This is a genomic window from Chitinophaga hostae, assembly GCF_018224885.1.
GTDB classification, from domain to species: domain Bacteria; phylum Bacteroidota; class Bacteroidia; order Chitinophagales; family Chitinophagaceae; genus Chitinophaga; species Chitinophaga hostae.
The window spans coordinates 411078-428183 of the sequence record NZ_JAGTXB010000001.1; the positions used below are offsets into that span (position 1 = coordinate 411078).

At 45.4% G+C, this 17106-nt stretch carries 14 protein-coding genes and 1 tRNA gene; 12 read left to right on the forward strand and 3 right to left on the reverse strand.

All coding sequences use genetic code 11. The annotated features are described in order from the left end of the window. The first annotated feature begins 217 nt into the window (after nucleotides 1-217). Nucleotides 218-922, forward strand: coding sequence for a porin family protein (locus KE626_RS01750; RefSeq protein ID WP_211971167.1), 705 nt, complete (start codon nucleotides 218-220; stop codon nucleotides 920-922). A 132-nt stretch (nucleotides 923-1054) separates the two neighbouring features. Here the strand turns inward: KE626_RS01750 and KE626_RS01755 are convergent, their stop codons facing one another. Continuing rightward, the gene (locus tag KE626_RS01755) at nucleotides 1055-1831 is read right to left on the reverse strand and encodes an enoyl-CoA hydratase-related protein (protein ID WP_249207193.1); all 777 of its coding nucleotides are present in this window, start codon (nucleotides 1829-1831) and stop codon (nucleotides 1055-1057) included. A 22-nt stretch (nucleotides 1832-1853) separates the two neighbouring features. Beyond that, nucleotides 1854-3839 carry a S9 family peptidase gene (locus KE626_RS01760; RefSeq protein WP_249207195.1) on the reverse strand — a complete coding sequence of 662 codons (1986 nt, stop codon included), beginning with the start codon at nucleotides 3837-3839 and terminating at the stop codon, nucleotides 1854-1856. Between the two features lie 377 nt (nucleotides 3840-4216). Between KE626_RS01760 and hflX the strand changes: the two genes are divergently transcribed. The 6 genes from hflX (at nucleotide 4217) to KE626_RS01785 (ending at nucleotide 8424) form a co-directional block, all read left to right on the forward strand. Then, entirely contained in the window at nucleotides 4217-5413 is a 1197-nt protein-coding gene (hflX, locus tag KE626_RS01765; RefSeq protein WP_211971169.1) for a GTPase HflX, read from the forward strand. Further along, the gene (locus KE626_RS01770) at nucleotides 5413-5754 is read left to right on the forward strand and encodes a Rieske (2Fe-2S) protein (RefSeq protein WP_211971170.1); all 342 of its coding nucleotides are present in this window, start codon (nucleotides 5413-5415) and stop codon (nucleotides 5752-5754) included. The genes hflX and KE626_RS01770 overlap by 1 nt, the downstream gene beginning before the upstream one ends. 69 nt (nucleotides 5755-5823) lie before the next feature. Further along, nucleotides 5824-7458 carry an ArnT family glycosyltransferase gene (locus KE626_RS01775; protein ID WP_249207197.1) on the forward strand — a complete coding sequence of 545 codons (1635 nt, stop codon included), beginning with the start codon at nucleotides 5824-5826 and terminating at the stop codon, nucleotides 7456-7458. A gap of 160 nt (nucleotides 7459-7618) precedes the next feature. After that, a tRNA-Asn gene (locus KE626_RS01780) sits at nucleotides 7619-7692 on the forward strand. 73 nt (nucleotides 7693-7765) lie between these two features. Then, nucleotides 7766-8077: a DUF6922 domain-containing protein gene (locus KE626_RS35145; RefSeq protein WP_428845019.1), complete on the forward strand. Its 312-nt coding sequence runs from the start codon at nucleotides 7766-7768 to the stop codon at nucleotides 8075-8077. Between the two features lie 8 nt (nucleotides 8078-8085). Beyond that, nucleotides 8086-8424, forward strand: a complete 339-nt coding sequence (locus KE626_RS01785; RefSeq protein WP_211971171.1) for a nucleotidyl transferase AbiEii/AbiGii toxin family protein — start codon at nucleotides 8086-8088, stop codon at nucleotides 8422-8424. Between the two features lie 213 nt (nucleotides 8425-8637). On the opposite strand, the gene KE626_RS01790 is transcribed toward KE626_RS01785, so the two are convergent. Continuing rightward, on the reverse strand, nucleotides 8638-9504 hold the full coding sequence (locus KE626_RS01790) for an alpha/beta fold hydrolase (protein WP_211971172.1): 867 nt from the start codon (nucleotides 9502-9504) through the stop codon (nucleotides 8638-8640). 317 nt (nucleotides 9505-9821) lie between these two features. On the opposite strand from KE626_RS01790, the gene KE626_RS01795 reads away from it, so the two are divergent. The 5 genes from KE626_RS01795 to KE626_RS01815 all read left to right on the forward strand — a co-directional run bounded on the left by KE626_RS01795 (nucleotide 9822) and on the right by KE626_RS01815 (nucleotide 16909). After that, entirely contained in the window at nucleotides 9822-10418 is a 597-nt protein-coding gene (locus KE626_RS01795; protein WP_211971173.1) for a Crp/Fnr family transcriptional regulator, read from the forward strand. Between the two features lie 112 nt (nucleotides 10419-10530). Then, nucleotides 10531-11316 (forward strand): sterol desaturase family protein, encoded by a 786-nt coding sequence (locus tag KE626_RS01800; RefSeq protein ID WP_211971174.1) that lies wholly within the window; start codon nucleotides 10531-10533, stop codon nucleotides 11314-11316. 1216 nt (nucleotides 11317-12532) lie between these two features. Continuing rightward, complete coding sequence (locus tag KE626_RS01805) at nucleotides 12533-13624, forward strand: glycosyltransferase family 2 protein (protein ID WP_211971175.1); 1092 nt, start codon at nucleotides 12533-12535, stop codon at nucleotides 13622-13624. A 140-nt stretch (nucleotides 13625-13764) separates the two neighbouring features. After that, on the forward strand, nucleotides 13765-14454 hold the full coding sequence (gene tmk, locus KE626_RS01810; protein ID WP_211971176.1) for a dTMP kinase: 690 nt from the start codon (nucleotides 13765-13767) through the stop codon (nucleotides 14452-14454). Between the two features lie 100 nt (nucleotides 14455-14554). Continuing rightward, complete coding sequence (locus tag KE626_RS01815; protein WP_211971177.1) at nucleotides 14555-16909, forward strand: TonB-dependent receptor; 2355 nt, start codon at nucleotides 14555-14557, stop codon at nucleotides 16907-16909. Nucleotides 16910-17106: the final 197 nt, after the last annotated feature.

Here is a 17106-nt window from a genome sequence, read left to right on the forward strand (position 1 = left end):
ATTCAAATTAGGGATTTTTGGGGCAATATTGTTGTTCATCTTGTTCAATCCTGGCGGGCGATCAGGAAAAGAATATGATGGTCGGTATAACTTTTTCTGTAACTTTCGGCGTGGCCGGATATAATATGGAACATGTTTTTGCAATATTTTAACCAATTGTGTTACAATCATTCCATTATATTTGCCTAATATTCTTTTTCCTAAGTATGTATATTATATGAAGAAAATAATTTTTACCCTTGGTCTGATAGCTGTTTCTATTGGAGTTTTTGCGCAGGATGGCGGCTCACCGATGAATAAGGCGGTTAATAAAGTTACCCATTCCAACGACTTTTTGATGATACAGTTGTCATACGATGGCTGGGCAGGTGCGCCAGACAGTATTAAGACCGGCCTGAACAGGGGTTTTAACATTGCCCTGATGTATGATTTCCCGTTTAAGAAATCCAAAATGAGCCTGGCAGCAGGTTTAGGGGTAAGTACCAGCGGGGTATATCTGAAAGATCATAGCATGGACATACAGGGAAAGCTGAATAAGAACCAGGTTTCATTCCCTTCCTCTACTGCCAAAAAGAACAAGGTAGCGACTACTTACCTGGAAATTCCGATTGAATTAAGATATCGCAGTGTACCGGATAATGCCAATAAAGGCTTCAAAGCAGCTATTGGTGTGAAAGTGGGTGCGCTGGTGGATGCACATACCAAAGCCAAGTATACCGGCGCCAATGGCAGCAAGGATATTGACAAGGATGCCAACCGCGGATTCTTTAACCCATGGCGCTTTTCAGCTACTGCGCGCGTAGGTTACGGTAACTTTGCCTTGTTTGGCGCTTACTCCCTGAATCCGTTGCTGAAAGACAACAGCGCCAATAATCTTGATATCAGACCGTATTCTATCGGTATCTGTTTGAGTGGACTGTAATAGCGCATAAAGCAGAAGGCATAAAGCAGAAGGCATAAAGCATAAAGCTATAAAAGCGAATGACCAGAGCGGATATTAGTCCACTTGCTCTGGTCATTCGCTTTTATAGCTTTATGCTTTATGCCTTCTGCTTTACGCTCCCTTGAATACGGGCTTTCTTTTTTCGAGGAAGGCCTGTATCCCTTCTGCGTTATCGGCCGAGTTACCGGCTATTTCCTGGCAGTAGGCTTCGTAGTCGAGTACGGCATCGAGGTCTTCCGTCATGCCTTTTGTCAGCATTTTTTTCATGAGTGCTATGGCTTTCGTAGGTGCGGAAGCGTAGTAGGCGGCTTCGGCCTGTACGGCGGCATCCAGTTCAGCAGCGGGCACTACTTTGTTGACCAGCCCCATTTGCAGTGCTTCCGCAGCGGTGACTTTTGTGGCTTTGGTGGCCAGTTCAAATGCGCGGTGGTAGCCTACGGTGCGGGGCAGGAAATAAGAAGAGCCGGAGTCCAGTACCAGCGCTATGTTCACGAATATTTCGATCATGGTAGCGTCTTCGCTGGCAATGATCAGATCGCAGGCCAGCGCCAGGGAGCAGCCTGCGCCGGCCGCAACACCATTAAGCCGGCAGATGACCGGTTTAGGCATATTACGGATGGCGCGTATAATGGGATTATAGCGTTTATGCAGTGATTCGCTTAAATCGCGTTTTCCTGACTCCATAGAGGCTTTGAGGTCCTGGCCACTGCTGAATGCCTTGCCTGCGCCGGTTAGTACCACTACCCTTACGGATGTATCCTTTTCGGCCTTTTTTAACGCGTCCTGCAACTCATAGCTGAGCGGATCGTTGAAGGCATTGTATACTTCAGGTCTGTTGAGTGTGATGGTAGCAATACCATCCTGGATATCCATTAATAAAGCAGCCATGATATCTGTATTGATGGGTTATTTAGAGGGTTTCCTTCAGCCAGTTAAAGAATTCGCGTTGCCATGCAATGGCATTTTGCGGTTTCAGTACCCAGTGATTTTCTTCGGGGAAGTAGAGCAATTTACTCTTGATTCCTTTCAGCTGTGCCAGCTGGAACGCCTGTAAGCCCTGCTCAATGGGTACGCGGAAGTCGATACCACCCTGTATAATGAGGATGGGCGTATTCCACTTGTTGGCGTATTCACTGGGGTTGAAATGTTTGTAACCATTGGCATTTGCCGGATCCCAGTAGGCGCCTATATCCCAGTTGGCAAACCAGAGTTCTTCGGTGGTGCCATACCAGCTTTTCAGATCAAATAAACCATCGTGCGCAATAAAGGATTTGAAGCGGTTTTCGTGTACGCCTGCCAGCATGTATACGGAATAGCCGCCGTAACTGGCACCCACGGCGCCTAAACGGGCTTTGTCTACATAACTTTCCTTGCTTACATCATCAATGGCGCTGAGGTAGTCTTTGATGGGTTGTCCGCCCCAGTCCTTACTGATGCTGGCATTCCACTCTACTCCATGACCAGGCATGCCTCTTCTGTTGGGAGCTACCACGATATATCCCTGTGAGGCCATCAGCTGGAAGTTCCAGCGATAGGAGTAAAACTGGGATACCGCCGATTGAGGACCGCCCTGGCAATACAGCAGGGTTGGATATTTTTTGGCGGGATCGAAATCTGGCGGGAAGATGACCCAGGTAAGCATGTCCTTACCATCTGTAGTTTTTACCCAGCGTTTTTCGATTTTGCACATGCCTATTTTATCATAGGCGGCTTTGTTGACGCTGGTGAGGGCGGTAATGGCGCCTTTTTGCAGGTCTATGGTAAACAGTTCCGCTGCATGGTTCATATCAGTACGGGCTACCACCATGGTGTTGCCGCTTTGAGACAGCATATCGTTGATATCAAAATCGCCGGTGGTTACCTGGCGTATATGCTTTTCCGTAGTTTGGGCGATATTTTTCTGCAGGGTAATTTCCAGCAGTTGTTCGGTTCCTTTTATAACGGCCAGGAAATATATTTTTTTGCCATCATTGCTGAAGCGGGTGGCGCCGGCGGTGCCGTCCCAGCCTTTGGTGAGATTGGTGATGGTGCCGGTAGTGCGATCCATGATGATCACATCATTTTTATCTGCTTCGTAGCCATCGCGGGCCATGCTTAACCAGGTGATGTATTTGCCGTCCTGGCTAAAGGCTGGTGCCACATCGTAGCCCATCATGCCCTGAGACAGGTTGCGGGTGGCTTTGGTGTCGAGCTGGTATTCGTAGATGTCGGTATTAGTGCTGATGGCGTATTCTTTCCCGAATTTCTTCTTACAAACATACAGGATACTTTTTCCATCCGTGCTCCAGATCATGTCTTCAGGGCCACCGGAGGGCATCTGCGGACAGTCGTGCGGTTCTTCCGCCATAATATCCACGGGGGTGCCTACTTCGCCATTGTTGTAGGTAGCATAGAAAACGTGCGAGAAATTGCCGTCTTCCCAGGTATCCCAGTGGCGGTAGTTCAGGTTATCATAGATCTGTACGTTGGATTTCGGGAGATCGGTGTAATGATCGGCGCCGGAGATCTTTTTTATTTTTACTTCTTTCGAAAACAGGATATGCTTTCCATCGGGGGAAATACGGATGTTTTGCATACCGCCTTCCACATTGGTTTTTTGTACCGGATCGGAACCATCGGCATTCATTTCATACCATTGTCCTTTCAGGGAGAAGCCAATTTTATTACCGGGTAATACGGCTACATCGCCTTCTGCGCCCGGTGTTTGGGTGAGTTGCCTGGGCGTTCCACCTGCCAGCGGAATAGCGTAGAGGTTTTTTTCTCCCTTGTTTTCCGTCATATTTATCTGGGAAACGCCATAGATAACGGTTTTGCCGTCAGCGCTGATAGCTTCCCCGCTCACCCGCCCCAGTTGCCATAGCAATTCGGGAGTCATCTTATCCTGGGCTACTGCCATAGTTGATATTAATAGTCCTGTCAGTAAAAAAGGTTTATACATGATATCGAAAGGTTGTTTTGGATCGGGTAAATGTAGGAAGAAATGAGGAGTGCCCGCTTTGGTGGTGTAAATTTTCTTGAGCGGGATTTTTTCTTGCCCAGGATTTCAATGATTTTCAGGATTTACAGGATTTTTTATTTTTTTGATTTAAAAGATTGGAGGAGATAAAAATATATCTGCTTTTATCTTTCCTAATCTTTAAAAATCATCACAGGAAAAATCCTGTAAATCCTGAAAATCATTGAAATCCTGGGCAAGAAAAAATCCCACTCAAGAAAATCTATACGAGCATAGCGAGTAAATTCTCTGTAAATTTGCTGCAAATTCAGAATAGCTTGATTGAGAAAAAACAAGTAGTAGTACAAAAGAAAGAGGAAAGAGCTGTTATCGTTGGTGTTATCACCAAAGACCAGACCGAGCGCCAGGTGAATGAGTTCCTGGATGAGCTCACGTTCCTGGCAGAAACAGCAGGGGCGCTGGCGGTAAAGCGTTTTACACAGCGACTGGCGCATCCCGACAGGGCCACCTTTGTGGGTAAGGGAAAGCTGGAAGAAATACATCAGTTCATTGCAGGCAGGGATATATCACTGGTTATATTTGATGATGAGCTGACCGGCTCACAGATCGCCAATATTGAAAAAGTGCTGAAGGTAAAAGTGATAGACCGGAGTGATCTTATCCTGGATATCTTTGCCCGCCGCGCCCGTACAGCCCAGGCAAGAGTGCAGGTAGAGCTGGCGCAGTACCAATACATTCTGCCACGCCTGCGTGGTATGTGGAGTCACCTGGAAAGACAGGGAGGCGGTATTGGTAGCAGGGGCCCGGGGGAAACGGAAATTGAAACGGACCGTCGTATCGTAAAAGACAAGATAGCCCTGTTACGTAAAAGGCTGGAGGACATCGACCGTCAATCCCTTACCCAGCGTAAGGAACGGGGCGAATTTATCCGCGTGGCGCTGGTAGGTTATACCAACGTAGGCAAAAGCACCATCATGAATTTGCTCAGCAAAAGCGAGGTATTTGCCGAAAATAAGTTGTTTGCCACCCTCGACACCACCACGCGTAAAGTGGTATTTGACCAAACTCCTTTCCTGCTCAGCGATACGGTAGGTTTTATCCGTAAGCTGCCCCACCATCTCGTGGAAAGCTTCAAATCCACACTGGACGAGGTACGTGAAAGCGACATCCTGATCCACGTAGTAGATGTTTCGCATCCGCAGTATGAAGAGCAGATTGAAGTGGTGAACCGCACGCTGCAGGAGCTGAAAGCCTTTGAGAAACCCATCATCATGATCTTTAATAAAATGGATCTGTATGAAGCCAACACCTTTGATCAGTGGCTGGAGCCCGAGGTAAAACAGGATATCCTGAACAACCTGAAGCTGCACTGGGAAACAAAGACCCAAGGCAACTGCGTATTCATTTCCGCGCTGGAAAAACGGAATATCGAAGAACTGCGTAAAACAATCCTGGACAAGGTGGCGCAGCTTTATAGGGAACGTTTTCCTTACAAAACCGAATTCTTCTACTAATGGCCAAAGAATATTCCTGGTATAAACTGGAAGAAGGCCGTTTGCCGTTTGTGGAGAAGGAAATCAGCGTAATGGAGGTAAACGGGAAAAAGATTTGCTGTACCCTGCACCAGGGGCAGCTTTTCGCCTTCGCCTATAAATGTCCGCATGCCGGTGGCATTATGGCCGATGGAGTAATAGATGCCACCGGTAACGTGGTTTGCCCGCTTCACCGTTATAAATTCAGTCTTAAAAACGGCTACAACAGCAGCGGGGAAGGCTACTACCTCAAAACCTACCCCATAGAACAGCGCGAAGACGGCCCATGGCTGGGAATGGAGAAAAGCGGCTGGTTCTGGTAGGCAATTATCTTTCTGTTAAGAGTGCGATGTGTATTTGAAGTAACCGGTATATGCCTGTAACTTTTCGTCATGCTGACTACACCTACAACACGCAGATTTATACTGGCAGAAGAACAGGTATGGCTGCTGATAACAGCCATGGTAATACTGTTACAATTCAGCGCCCTGTTCGTCCCAATCCTGGAGCCTGATGGCGCCCTTTACGCCGGGATCGCCAAAACCATGGTGATCAAACACGACTACTGGAACCTTTATGCCGATGGTCATGACTGGCTGGACAAGCCCCACTTCCCTTTCTGGATGGCCGCTATCAGCTTCCAGCTCTTCGGTATCCACACCTGGTCTTATAAACTGCCTGCCATTCTTTTTTTGCTGATGGGCGCCTGGTATACTTACCGGCTGGCCTTGCAGCTATACGACGAAAAGGTTGCCTGCTGGGCAGTTTGCATCTTACTCACCGCTGAACACCTGGTAATTTCCAACAACGACGTACGGGCAGAGCCTTATCTCACGGGGCTGATCATTGCAGCGGTATACTATTTCTACCGGCGCAATATCCTCGCAGGAGCCATTTTTACGGCCTGCGCCATCATGACCAAGGGTTTGTTTGCCCTGGTGCCTATTGGGGCCGCTATAGGGGGGCATTTGCTGTTTACCCGCAACTGGAAAGAACTATTCCATCCCCGCTGGCTGCTGGCCCTGGTTTTAACGGCCCTGTTCATTACGCCGGAACTATATGCCTTATACCGGCAATTTGACCAGCATCCCGAAAAAATTGTTTTCGGCACCACCGGCGTATCCGGGTTGCGCTTTTTCTTCTGGGACAGCCAGTTTGGGCGCTTTATGAACACCGGACCTATCAAAGGCGCCGGCGACCCGTTTTTCTTTTTTCATACGCTGCTATGGGCCTTTCTGCCCTGGTCCGTGATGCTGTATGCGGCAGTTATCATCTTCATAAAAAAATGGAAGCAACAAAAGGAATACTACTGTATCAGCGCAGCCCTGGCCACTTTTGCGTTGTTTTCGCTTTCCCGTTTCCAGCTGCCACATTACCTGAATATCATCTTTCCTTTTTTTGCCATCCTCACTGCACAGTATATTTTATCACTGCAATCGGAAAAGGGATTGAAGTTTTTCCGCAATACACAATACACGATCATTATACTGCTGGCGGTGGCTGGCGTGGTAATAGACCTGCTTTATAAGCCCGCCATGCATTATGCCTGGCTGCTGCTGGCCGGTGCCCTTTGTCTCCTGTATCTCCTGCTCCACTACTGGCTGGATAAATCCAGCCGGCAGGCGGTGTTTTATCGCACTATTGCTATCAGCATCCTGTTAAACCTATACCTCAATACAATCCTTTACCCCGATATGATGCAGTACCAGAGCGGGAGCGAGGCGGCAGCCTATGCCAATACCCATCTTCCCGGCCAGCGCATTGGCTTTTATGAGGCCAATTCATACGGGTTCGATTTTTACTTAAAAGCGCCGGTGCTGCGTTACGATTCGGCCTCGTTACAGGCGCCGGCAGTGGTTTTTACCACGCCTGAAGGACGGGCGATGTTGGAAAAGCAGGGCCGCAGCTGTACGTTGATCAAATCATTCCCGCATTTTTACGTGAGCAAACTGGATTTGCCATTTGTCCGGAAGGTGACGAGGGCAAGTGCTTTGAGTGAAAGATTACTGCTTGAAGTAAAAAAATGAAATTTTTTATTTTGAAGGAAATTCTTTGTGGTGGGTGGTTTTAAGAGAGTGTCTTTTTTGCCGTGCTCGTTTTTTTGAAAAAAAATGGAATAAGATTTTGCAAAAATAAAAATTTACCTATTTTTGCAATCCCAAATCGCACAAACGATACGGGAAACACTCCTCCTTAGCTCAGTTGGTTAGAGCATCTGACTGTTAATCAGAGGGTCGTTGGTTCAAGTCCAACAGGGGGAGCGAAAAAAGAAGGCTTGCAGCAATGCAGGCCTTTTGTGTTTTTAGAATGCGCTGTTTTTAGTATATTTGGCATGTGCAAAATGATGCTAACATAGCGAAACCATCTTTATCCAGGAGAGCTTTCTGGGATGTAGACCTGAAACGATTAGATTTTGATCGTTATCCGGAATTTACTGTTGTCAGGGCAATGGAGAGGGGTAACTTAAATGATATCAGAGAGATTATTCGCTATTATGGTAAAGACAAAGTAAAATCTGTACTTACTAACTCAGAACGTCTTCTGCCACGAGCACAAGTAATTTCCCGCAGACTTTTCCACCTCCACAATAGTGATTTTAAATGCTCTACCGGAACACAACGAGCGAAGAACTATTCAATGTTTTAAGTCGGTTAATGAGCTTACCTGAACTATCTGAATTTAGGTTAGTTGGAGGAACAGCTCTTAGTTTGTTAAGAGGACACAGAGAGTCTGTGGACATAGATTTGTTTTGTGACGGACCTTATGGAACGATTCCCTTTGATCATATATTGGAAGTTCTAAAATTGAAATTCCGATATGTTGAAGAGATGAATCCATTTATTGGCCCTACTGACCAGATTAATAATCGTGGATTCAATCTGTTTATAGGAGAAGATGAAGAAACGGCAATTAAAACAGATATACTTTATTGGGATGCACCATTTTTGTTCCCGCCTATAGTAAGAGGATGGAATACGCCTGGCTACTGTTGAAGATATTGCAGTAATGAAGCTGGATACGATTTCGAGAGGCGGGCGTAAAAAAGCAGAGCAAATGCCAGATCCGATTTGTTATAAAAATAAAGATTGGGGGGCTATCAAGAATAAAATCCTTGAGGTAGCAACTAATACAGGTGATCAAAGATAGAAGAACAAATTCTCTTACGAGGATCAGATTGTATGGGGTTGCCTGGATCAATGGATAAATTATGCTTGCCGTAAAAAATCACCAATAAGTTTCAACACTTCGTCAAAATTTGTTTCAAGCACCCAATGGCTCCCATCGATAATATGAACCTGCGCATCAGGTAAGTCCCTCTTATAACATGCAGCCTCTTCCAGATTAAAAAACGGGTCATATTTTCCCCATATAACGAGGGCACGGGGTTGATGAACCCGGAAATATTCCTGGAAGACAGGGAACATTTTCATGTGATGCTTATAATCACAATTCAGTTCATATTGGATCTCGATATTACCAGGCCTTTTCATACTGTCCCAATCAAGTATCCATAATTCAGGACTTATTGTTGGTAGCAATTCTTCCGGTACGCCTGCGGTATATTGCCACTTCACGCCTTCTTCGCTCAGGAATGCATAAAGTTCTTTCTTTTTTTCAGGGGTAGGGTTATCCCAATACGCTCTCATTTCATCCCATATCTTATAAACACCTTCTTCGTATGCATTACCATTCTGGACAATTATTCCTTCGATCTTTTCAGGGTGGTTTACGCACAGTTGAAGACCAACAGGAGCTCCATAATCGTGAAGATAGATAGTGAATGCCTTGAGGTTTATCTCGTCCGTAAATTTGTTTATACACGCCGATATATTACGGAATGTATATTCAAATTGATCTTTAGCGGGAAAACCGCTGAATCCGAATCCGGGAAAATCGGGGGCAACCAGGTGAAGCCTGTCTGATAAGGCGGTCATCAGATTTTTAAACATTATGGACGAGGTTGGAAAACCCGGCAGGAGCAATACGGATGGATTTTCCCTTTCTCCGGCCTCACGATAAAAAATATCGATACCATCAACCTTAATTGTTCTGTTAAAAATTTGCCTGCTCATGTTTGTGTGTGAATCAAAGATTGTGCCTCAGGGGCCAGGTGCTGTTGCCGCCACAGCCGTATTCTAACGGAGGGTTATGCCTGGTAACTTGCGAAAAGCAATCAAGTCTTCCTGGTTTGATTAAATAGTTGTGAAATCAAAGGAGTACAACAGCTGCATATGCTTTGTTGTTGGTGCCATTTACATTGTCCTTGAAAACCTGGTCGGTTACATGTTTATGCTGCATACTGGCTGGCTATACAATTCCTGCCCCCAGTGCTCTCCAAATAAATAATAAGCTTTAAATTAGCCCCTGCCCTTCCCGGCAAATACATCATATGACTGGCTCTGTAACCATACTGCAACAATTACTCTTCGACCTGGCGGGTGTATTACCGGCCAATACGGCTCCCTTATTTGCCATGACGCGGCAGGTAAAGCTCGATGCCAATGGCATCTATATCCGGGAGGGCGACCGGGAGCGCCGGCTGGCTTTTATTGAACAGGGCATTATGCGGGCCTATATGGTAAAGCCTAACGGAGATGAGGCAACGTTGTTTCTGAGATGGGAAAACCAGTTTATCGCTTCCCATGAAACGATCATACAACGGAAGCCTTCCCGTTTTATTTACAGGGCGCTGGAACCCACTACCCTCATGGAAATAGACTATGATGTGCTGGAAGACGTGCTTAAAACCCACCCTGAATACGAGCCGTTGCGGAATTTTTTCCTGATGCGGATGTTGTCTGAGTCGCTGGCTATGATCGAATCGTTTGTGACGCTATCGCCGGAAGAGCGGTACCGCAGCCTGCTGGCAGAGCGTTTTAACATAGTGAACCGCGTCCCGGATAAATATATTGCCTCCATGCTGGGCATTACACCGGTATCATTGAGCCGTATACGGAAACGGATGCATGCTAAGGGAAAAAGCTGAAAAGAGCCGTTGTTAACCTACGAAATTATCCTTTGTTAATGTGCGAAATTATCTTTTGTTAATCATATCTGCGATACGGTGGTCTTAGTTTTGGGAATAAAATTTCAAAGCTATGGAACCGATGATAGATGCGGCAGTAAAGATTTTCAGCATGACAGTCCTCCGGTATTTTTTGCTGGCAGGCGTTCCGTTTACATTATTTTACCTGTTGTTACCTGCCAGGTTTAAGCAGTTTAAAATCCAGGAGAAGCTGGCTTCCAGGAAGGATTTTTTCCGAGAAATCTGGTACTCTATGCAAAGTACCCTGGTATTTACTGCGATTACAATAGTATTGTTGTTCACCCCCATCAGGCAGTATACCATGATTTACACCGGTATCCAGGATTTCCCGGTATGGTATATTGGCGTCAGCCTGGTGCTCAGTCTTATTGTACACGATACCTATTTCTATTGGATGCACCGGTTGCTGCATCACAAGAAACTTTTCAAGCATACCCACCTGGTGCATCACCAGAGCGTTAATCCGTCGCCATGGACCTCCTATAGTTTTCATTTTCTCGAAGCCATCGCCGAAGGTGGTGTACTGGTGGTGATTACTATGCTGATGCCGATGCACCCATTAACAATACTGTTATTCACCGTCACCGGCTTTATGATTAATGTGTATGGGCACCTGGGATATGAGTTGGCGCCAAAGGGCTTCCGCAATACCTGGGCGTTTGAAGTGCTGAATACCTCTGTACATCATAATCTTCATCATAAAAAATTCAGGGGAAATTACGGACTCTATTTTCGTGTATGGGATAGGGTGATGGGAACCGAGCACCCGGATTATGTAAAGGAGTATGATCAGCTGCAGGAGCGCCGGTTTGGGCAAAAGATACCGGTTAATGTATAATGATCGACACTTTAATTACCCGTTGTTTTAAAAAAATGGCGGGTAATGAAGTGGATATGTCCTGATGTTAATTAGTGCCATTACAGGTGTGGCGGTTTTTTTACAGTATTATTCCGGGCCATAACGGCTCTAGAGGTTTTTGTTCTTCTATGTTTTGCACTCGTTTGCATTTTCGATTATTCCTGATGTGTTGTTAAAATTTTTTTTAACATCACAGATTTCCCGCCGTTTCATTTTTTCGCGACTCCCCTCTCAGATTGAGTTTTAGGTTTTCAATATGTTAACCGTGTGTTATTCATATTTTATTTCGGTTGATGCTATCCTATGCGCTCACAGGTAGCGATAAATTTGAGGATCATAAAAGATCCGCCTGCCTTGCTCGACAGAACGGACCAATTTAAAAAAAGAAAAATCTTAAACGGATGGAAAACTTTGACCAAATCAATCACACACTGGAGTTGCTGGTAAAATGGACTGTTGCAATTCACTTGATAGCTCAACTAATTATTATTCTATTTAGTCGCAGGAAGTAATTTTTTAGTTGAATTTAATTGCCTGTATTTAAACATGCCCTTTGATGGATTCCAACATCATGGGGCATGCCCGTTTTTATGGTATTATAAAACAGATAAGATGACCCGGCCCCCAAAATATATAACGCAATAAAAAAACCGACAGATGCCTGCCCAGACTTTCAGACAATATTATTTGCAGCCATTTTAGGGGTTAAAGGTGATCCACCTGGATGAAGTTTTTATGTGTGACTTGAATGGCGTTATTTGCTTTGGTTATTTATCTCAATTTCGTTTATTCGTCAAGTTTATACCTGATGGTTCAGTATGTAACGGTTACTGACGCGAAAGTGCAACACAAAACTAAATTCTTAATAACCTATTAATCAAACAAGCAGAGAATAACAGTTGATTAACAAATAATAGTTGTGTTGTAAAGAATCTTATTTTTTAAATGCCAAAATTATCATTCACTATCATTAATAATCATATTATAATAATATAGTATTTAATAAATACAAGCTTTGTTGACGTAGTTGATTATCTTATTTTTTTTAGCCCCAACCTGACGTTAAGAACGCCCCATGTTCCTAAGTACCCGGAACAGGCCCCGTACATCTCAAATATTCCCCGCTTCAAACAATATTCCCCCTTCATTGTTATTCCTCCCAAGACCCTCTCAACACCATTAACGAAAACTACGCATGCAACACCACATATCCTTCTGTACCGTTTGTATGAACAGGGCCATACATCTGAAACAAACCCTGGAACGTAATATCCTAGATAATGCCGGGTATAATAACCTTGAAATCGTATTACTCGATTATAATTCCCGGGATGACCTGTACGATTGGGTGCAATCTGAGCTGCAACACCATATCGATACCGGTGTTCTCGTTTACTATCGCACTACAGATCCCCCCTTTTTCCATATGAGCCATTCCAAGAACATGGCCTTCCGGCTCGCCACCGGCGATATCCTGTGCAGCATTGATGCGGATAATTATACCGGGCCGGGGTTTGCAACCTATATCAACGAGATCTTCAACAGGGATCCCGATATTTTCATGATGCCTCCCCGCGTCGGCGTTAATAAAAAATGGTGGGATGTGCAGGGACGGGTATGCGTAAAAAAGAAAGACTTTTATACCTTAAGGGGATATGATGAAAAAGTAATGGACTACGGTTATGAGGATAAAGACTTTAAAACCAGGCTGGAGGCTTACGGCCGCAAAAAGACGGTCATCGGCGACCCGGTATTTTTAAATGCCATTAAGCACGACGATAGTCTTCGTATCGCTGATGGCTTTTCGTCAAGGAATACAAAAGACCTGTTTATTTCCGCCGGAGATACGCCGTTAACCCAAATCATTTATCTGCAGGAAAGCAACGCCTTTGAGATATTTTATGTAACCGGCGATTCATTGGTGAGTGAAAAATTGAGCGATTGTATACTGCAGCCTAAAAAGCGCTACACCGGGCACTTCAGGCAGGAGGGCGATGAACTCCGTCTTTATAAAGAAAACGGGATCCTGTTGCTGACGCTTCGATACCAGGGCAAAGACCGGCTGGTAACAGCTGACCACCAGGATTTCAACCGGGTCACTTCACATCTGCTGAAGGAAAACTTCCTGCTGAAAAGAGCCATTTACGTCGGAAAGAAAATCTTCTCCGATAACAAAGCCAAAGGAAATGAGGTCAATGGCAGCGGTTTTGGCCAGGGTACCGTATACCGCAACTTCTCTGAAGAGCCCATTTTCCTCGGTGAAACGCTCACAGCAGGCCGGGTCTGAATTTGAGAAAACTTTACTAACTTCGCCGGCATAATGGTAAAAAGTCTGCATAACAGCAGGCTTTTTGCATTTACCAGCAAGGATCTCCAAAAAGAACTGGAGATTTTTATTAATTTCCAAGCTTTAATTCAGGCAGCATAATGACAAAATTTATAGCGGTTGAAGGTTTAGATGGCGCCGGGAAGTCCACGCAGATAGAACTGCTGACAAAATACCTGGAATCAAAAAATGAGAAAACCAAATTCGTACACTTCCCACGCAGCAACGAGGGGGTGTTTGGAGAACTCATTGCTAAATTTCTCCGCGGCGAATTTGGAGAGGTGAAAAATGTGCATCCCCAGCTGGTGGCCTTATTGTTTGCGGAAGACCGGAAAGCATTTGCCGCCACCATCAATGAATGGCTGCACGATGGCTATTTTGTGCTGGTAGACAGGTATGTACTCTCCAACATCGCCTTTCAATGCGCGAAACTTAACAACGAAGAAGAAAAAGAATACCTGAGAAACTGGATACTCGATTTCGAATATAACTACAACCAGATCCCCAAGCCAACATTTTCTATATACCTGGATGTGCCTTTTTCTTTTGTAACATCAGCACTGGAGAGAAGACGCGCCAACGAAGACCGCGACTACCTGCAGGGGAAAGATGACATCCACGAAAAAGATACCTCGCTGCAACAGGCAGTAAAGAAACAGTATGAAGCCATGGTGGCCGCCGACGACAGCATTAACAGGATCGCCTGTTTTAATGAGGCCGGAAACATGAGGCCCATGGATGAAATTCATACAGAAATTGTGCAGCTGGTCAACAGCAGGCTGCAGTTATAACCATTACCGGAATTTCCGCTTTCGATCATTATATTTCCCGTTTGCGTAATCGGGGCAAATGCGTGTAAATTAGCTTTGCGGCTCATTTATCGACCTATATATGCGCAGTATTATATTCTTAGCCCCTGCTTTAATAGGGATGGCACTAACCGCCAGCGCCCAGCAGGCTGTACTGAAAGGCTCAGTAAAGACCGAAACAGGTGATCAGCTTCCCTTCGCAAATATTAGTGTTGCAGGAGCCAAAACAGGCGCCGTAGCCGACAGAACAGGTGCTTTTATCCTGAAACTTGCCCAGGCGGGTACCTACAAGATAAAAGTAACCAGTGTTGGTTACAAAGGAACAGAGCAAACGATCACGCTGCTACCTAACGATACCACCCGCCAGGATATAACGCTGACGGGCAACGGCGACCTGCAGGAGTTCGTGGTGTCAGCAAGCCGTAAACGGGAAACGCTTGATGAAGTCCCCTCCTCTATTACCATTGTGGGCGCCAAAGATTTGGCTATCCAGCAGGGCATCAGCAATAATATTTCAAATATTCTCGCCAATGCCGTACCGGGTTTGGGCTTTAGCAGCAATACCACCGGTAACGCAGGCCAAACGTTGAGGGGCAGGGAAGTACTGGTCATGATTGATGGGGTACCCCAATCCACCCCACTGAGAAATGGAGGTCGTGATATCCGCAGTATTGACCCTTCCGCCATTGAAAGGGTGGAAGTAATCAAAGGCGCCACTGCCATTTATGGTAACGGCTCCGACGGAGGATTAATCAACTATATTACAAAGAAAGCCACACCAGGACAGCCATTAAGTGGTCAAACCACCATTGGCGCCAATACACAGCTGAAAAATGCCCAGCATACCGGTGGCTGGCAGGTAGGACAGCTGCTATCCGGTTCCTATAAAAAAATCGATTATGTGGTTTCCGGCCACTACGAACAAACCGGTGTATATAAAGATGCCAAAGGCGTTGTTCTCTCCCCCGATTATGGTCTTGGCGAAACACAGCTCTGGAATGCCTATGCAAAAGCAGGATACAGCATTAACACCAATAACCGGGTGGAAGTAATGTATAACTTCTTTGGCAGCCAGCAACGCAGTGATTATATCCTTAAAAAAGGCCGCTATCCCGATACCGCTGCTATCGGCGTTTTCGGTACCCGCCCCGGCGATCCGGAAGGAACACCCTATAATCACAACGTGAACGTACACTACAGCAGCCAGAAAATTATCGGTAATACCGACCTGGATGTCAACGTTTACTACCAGCAATTTTATACCGTATTCTCCTGGGGAGATTCTTTTAAAGACGGCGGACAATCCACCATTTCTTCCGATAAAAAAGGTGTTCGTATCAACTTATCTTCCTCCTTTCGGGCAGGCAATAACATCGCCGGCGACCTCGTATATGGATTGGATATATTGAACGACAAAACCGCTCAAAAGCTGACCGATGGCAGGATCTGGGCCCCGGAAATGAGTATGCGCAACCTTGCCCCTTATGCACAGCTGAAAACAACTTTCTTTAAACACCTGGTATTCAAAGCCGGCGCAGGCTACGAAAATATCAGTATAGACGTACCCGATTATACCACTATTATTTCTATGAATAATAAAACAGGCCTGTATACGGAAGGTGGTAAAAATGTAAAAGGTGGTACTATCGATTACAATGCGCTGGTATTTAATGCAGGCTTACGCTATAACGAACTGAAATATTTTAAACCATTTATCAGTTACTCCCAGAGCTTTTCTGTGAATGAGTTGGGCCGTACGCTCCGCAGCGCTAACGAAAGCACGGTATCCCTGCTGAAAACAAAAGCAATCATCGCCAATAACTATGAAGCAGGCTTCAACAGCACATTAGGGCGGATAGACCTGGAAGGAAGCTATTATATCAGCACCTCCAAACTGGGCGCAAACTATACACTGGTAGAAGGCCGGTTTGAAATAGCCCGGGAACCTATCAAAATCCATGGATTTGAAATAGCTGCCGATGCCCGTATCCTCAAAAACCTGGGAGCCGGTGCCTCCTATTCTTACATAGAAGGAAAAATAGATGCTAACAAAAACGGGCAGTATAACGATAAAGAAGACGCCTATATCCTGGGCGACAAAATCGCACCTCCCAAGTTAACCGCCTATATCCGCTATCAGCCAGTAAAACAGCTGAACCTGCGCATACAAATGTTACAGGCCGGCGCCCGTGACCGGTTTGCACCCGATGCTGCCACGGGATTATACACCTACGGAAAAGGACCCGTAAAACAATTTACCGTGTTTAGCTTCTTCTCAGATTATAACATAGATGGCCATAGCAGCGTGCAACTCGGAGTGGACAATCTGTTTAACAAAGATTACTACACCGTAACTTCCCAATGGAATGCCCGGAACGAAAATTTTATAAAAGGATCAGGTGCACGCGTTAATATCAATTATACTTATAAGTTTTAAAAGAATATAGGGGGAGTGATTCCACTCCCTCTTTTTTATTTTTTTAGTGAGATGAAAAACGGGTTTGTCGTTTAGTCTTCACCGGGAGATCACCTCCCATACCTTCTCCACAAAAATATTTTTATTCCTTGTAAGGAATTCTCACTGTTTTACCTGTCCCCATAAATAGGATACCCACGTAAACCCGGTTCCACTGC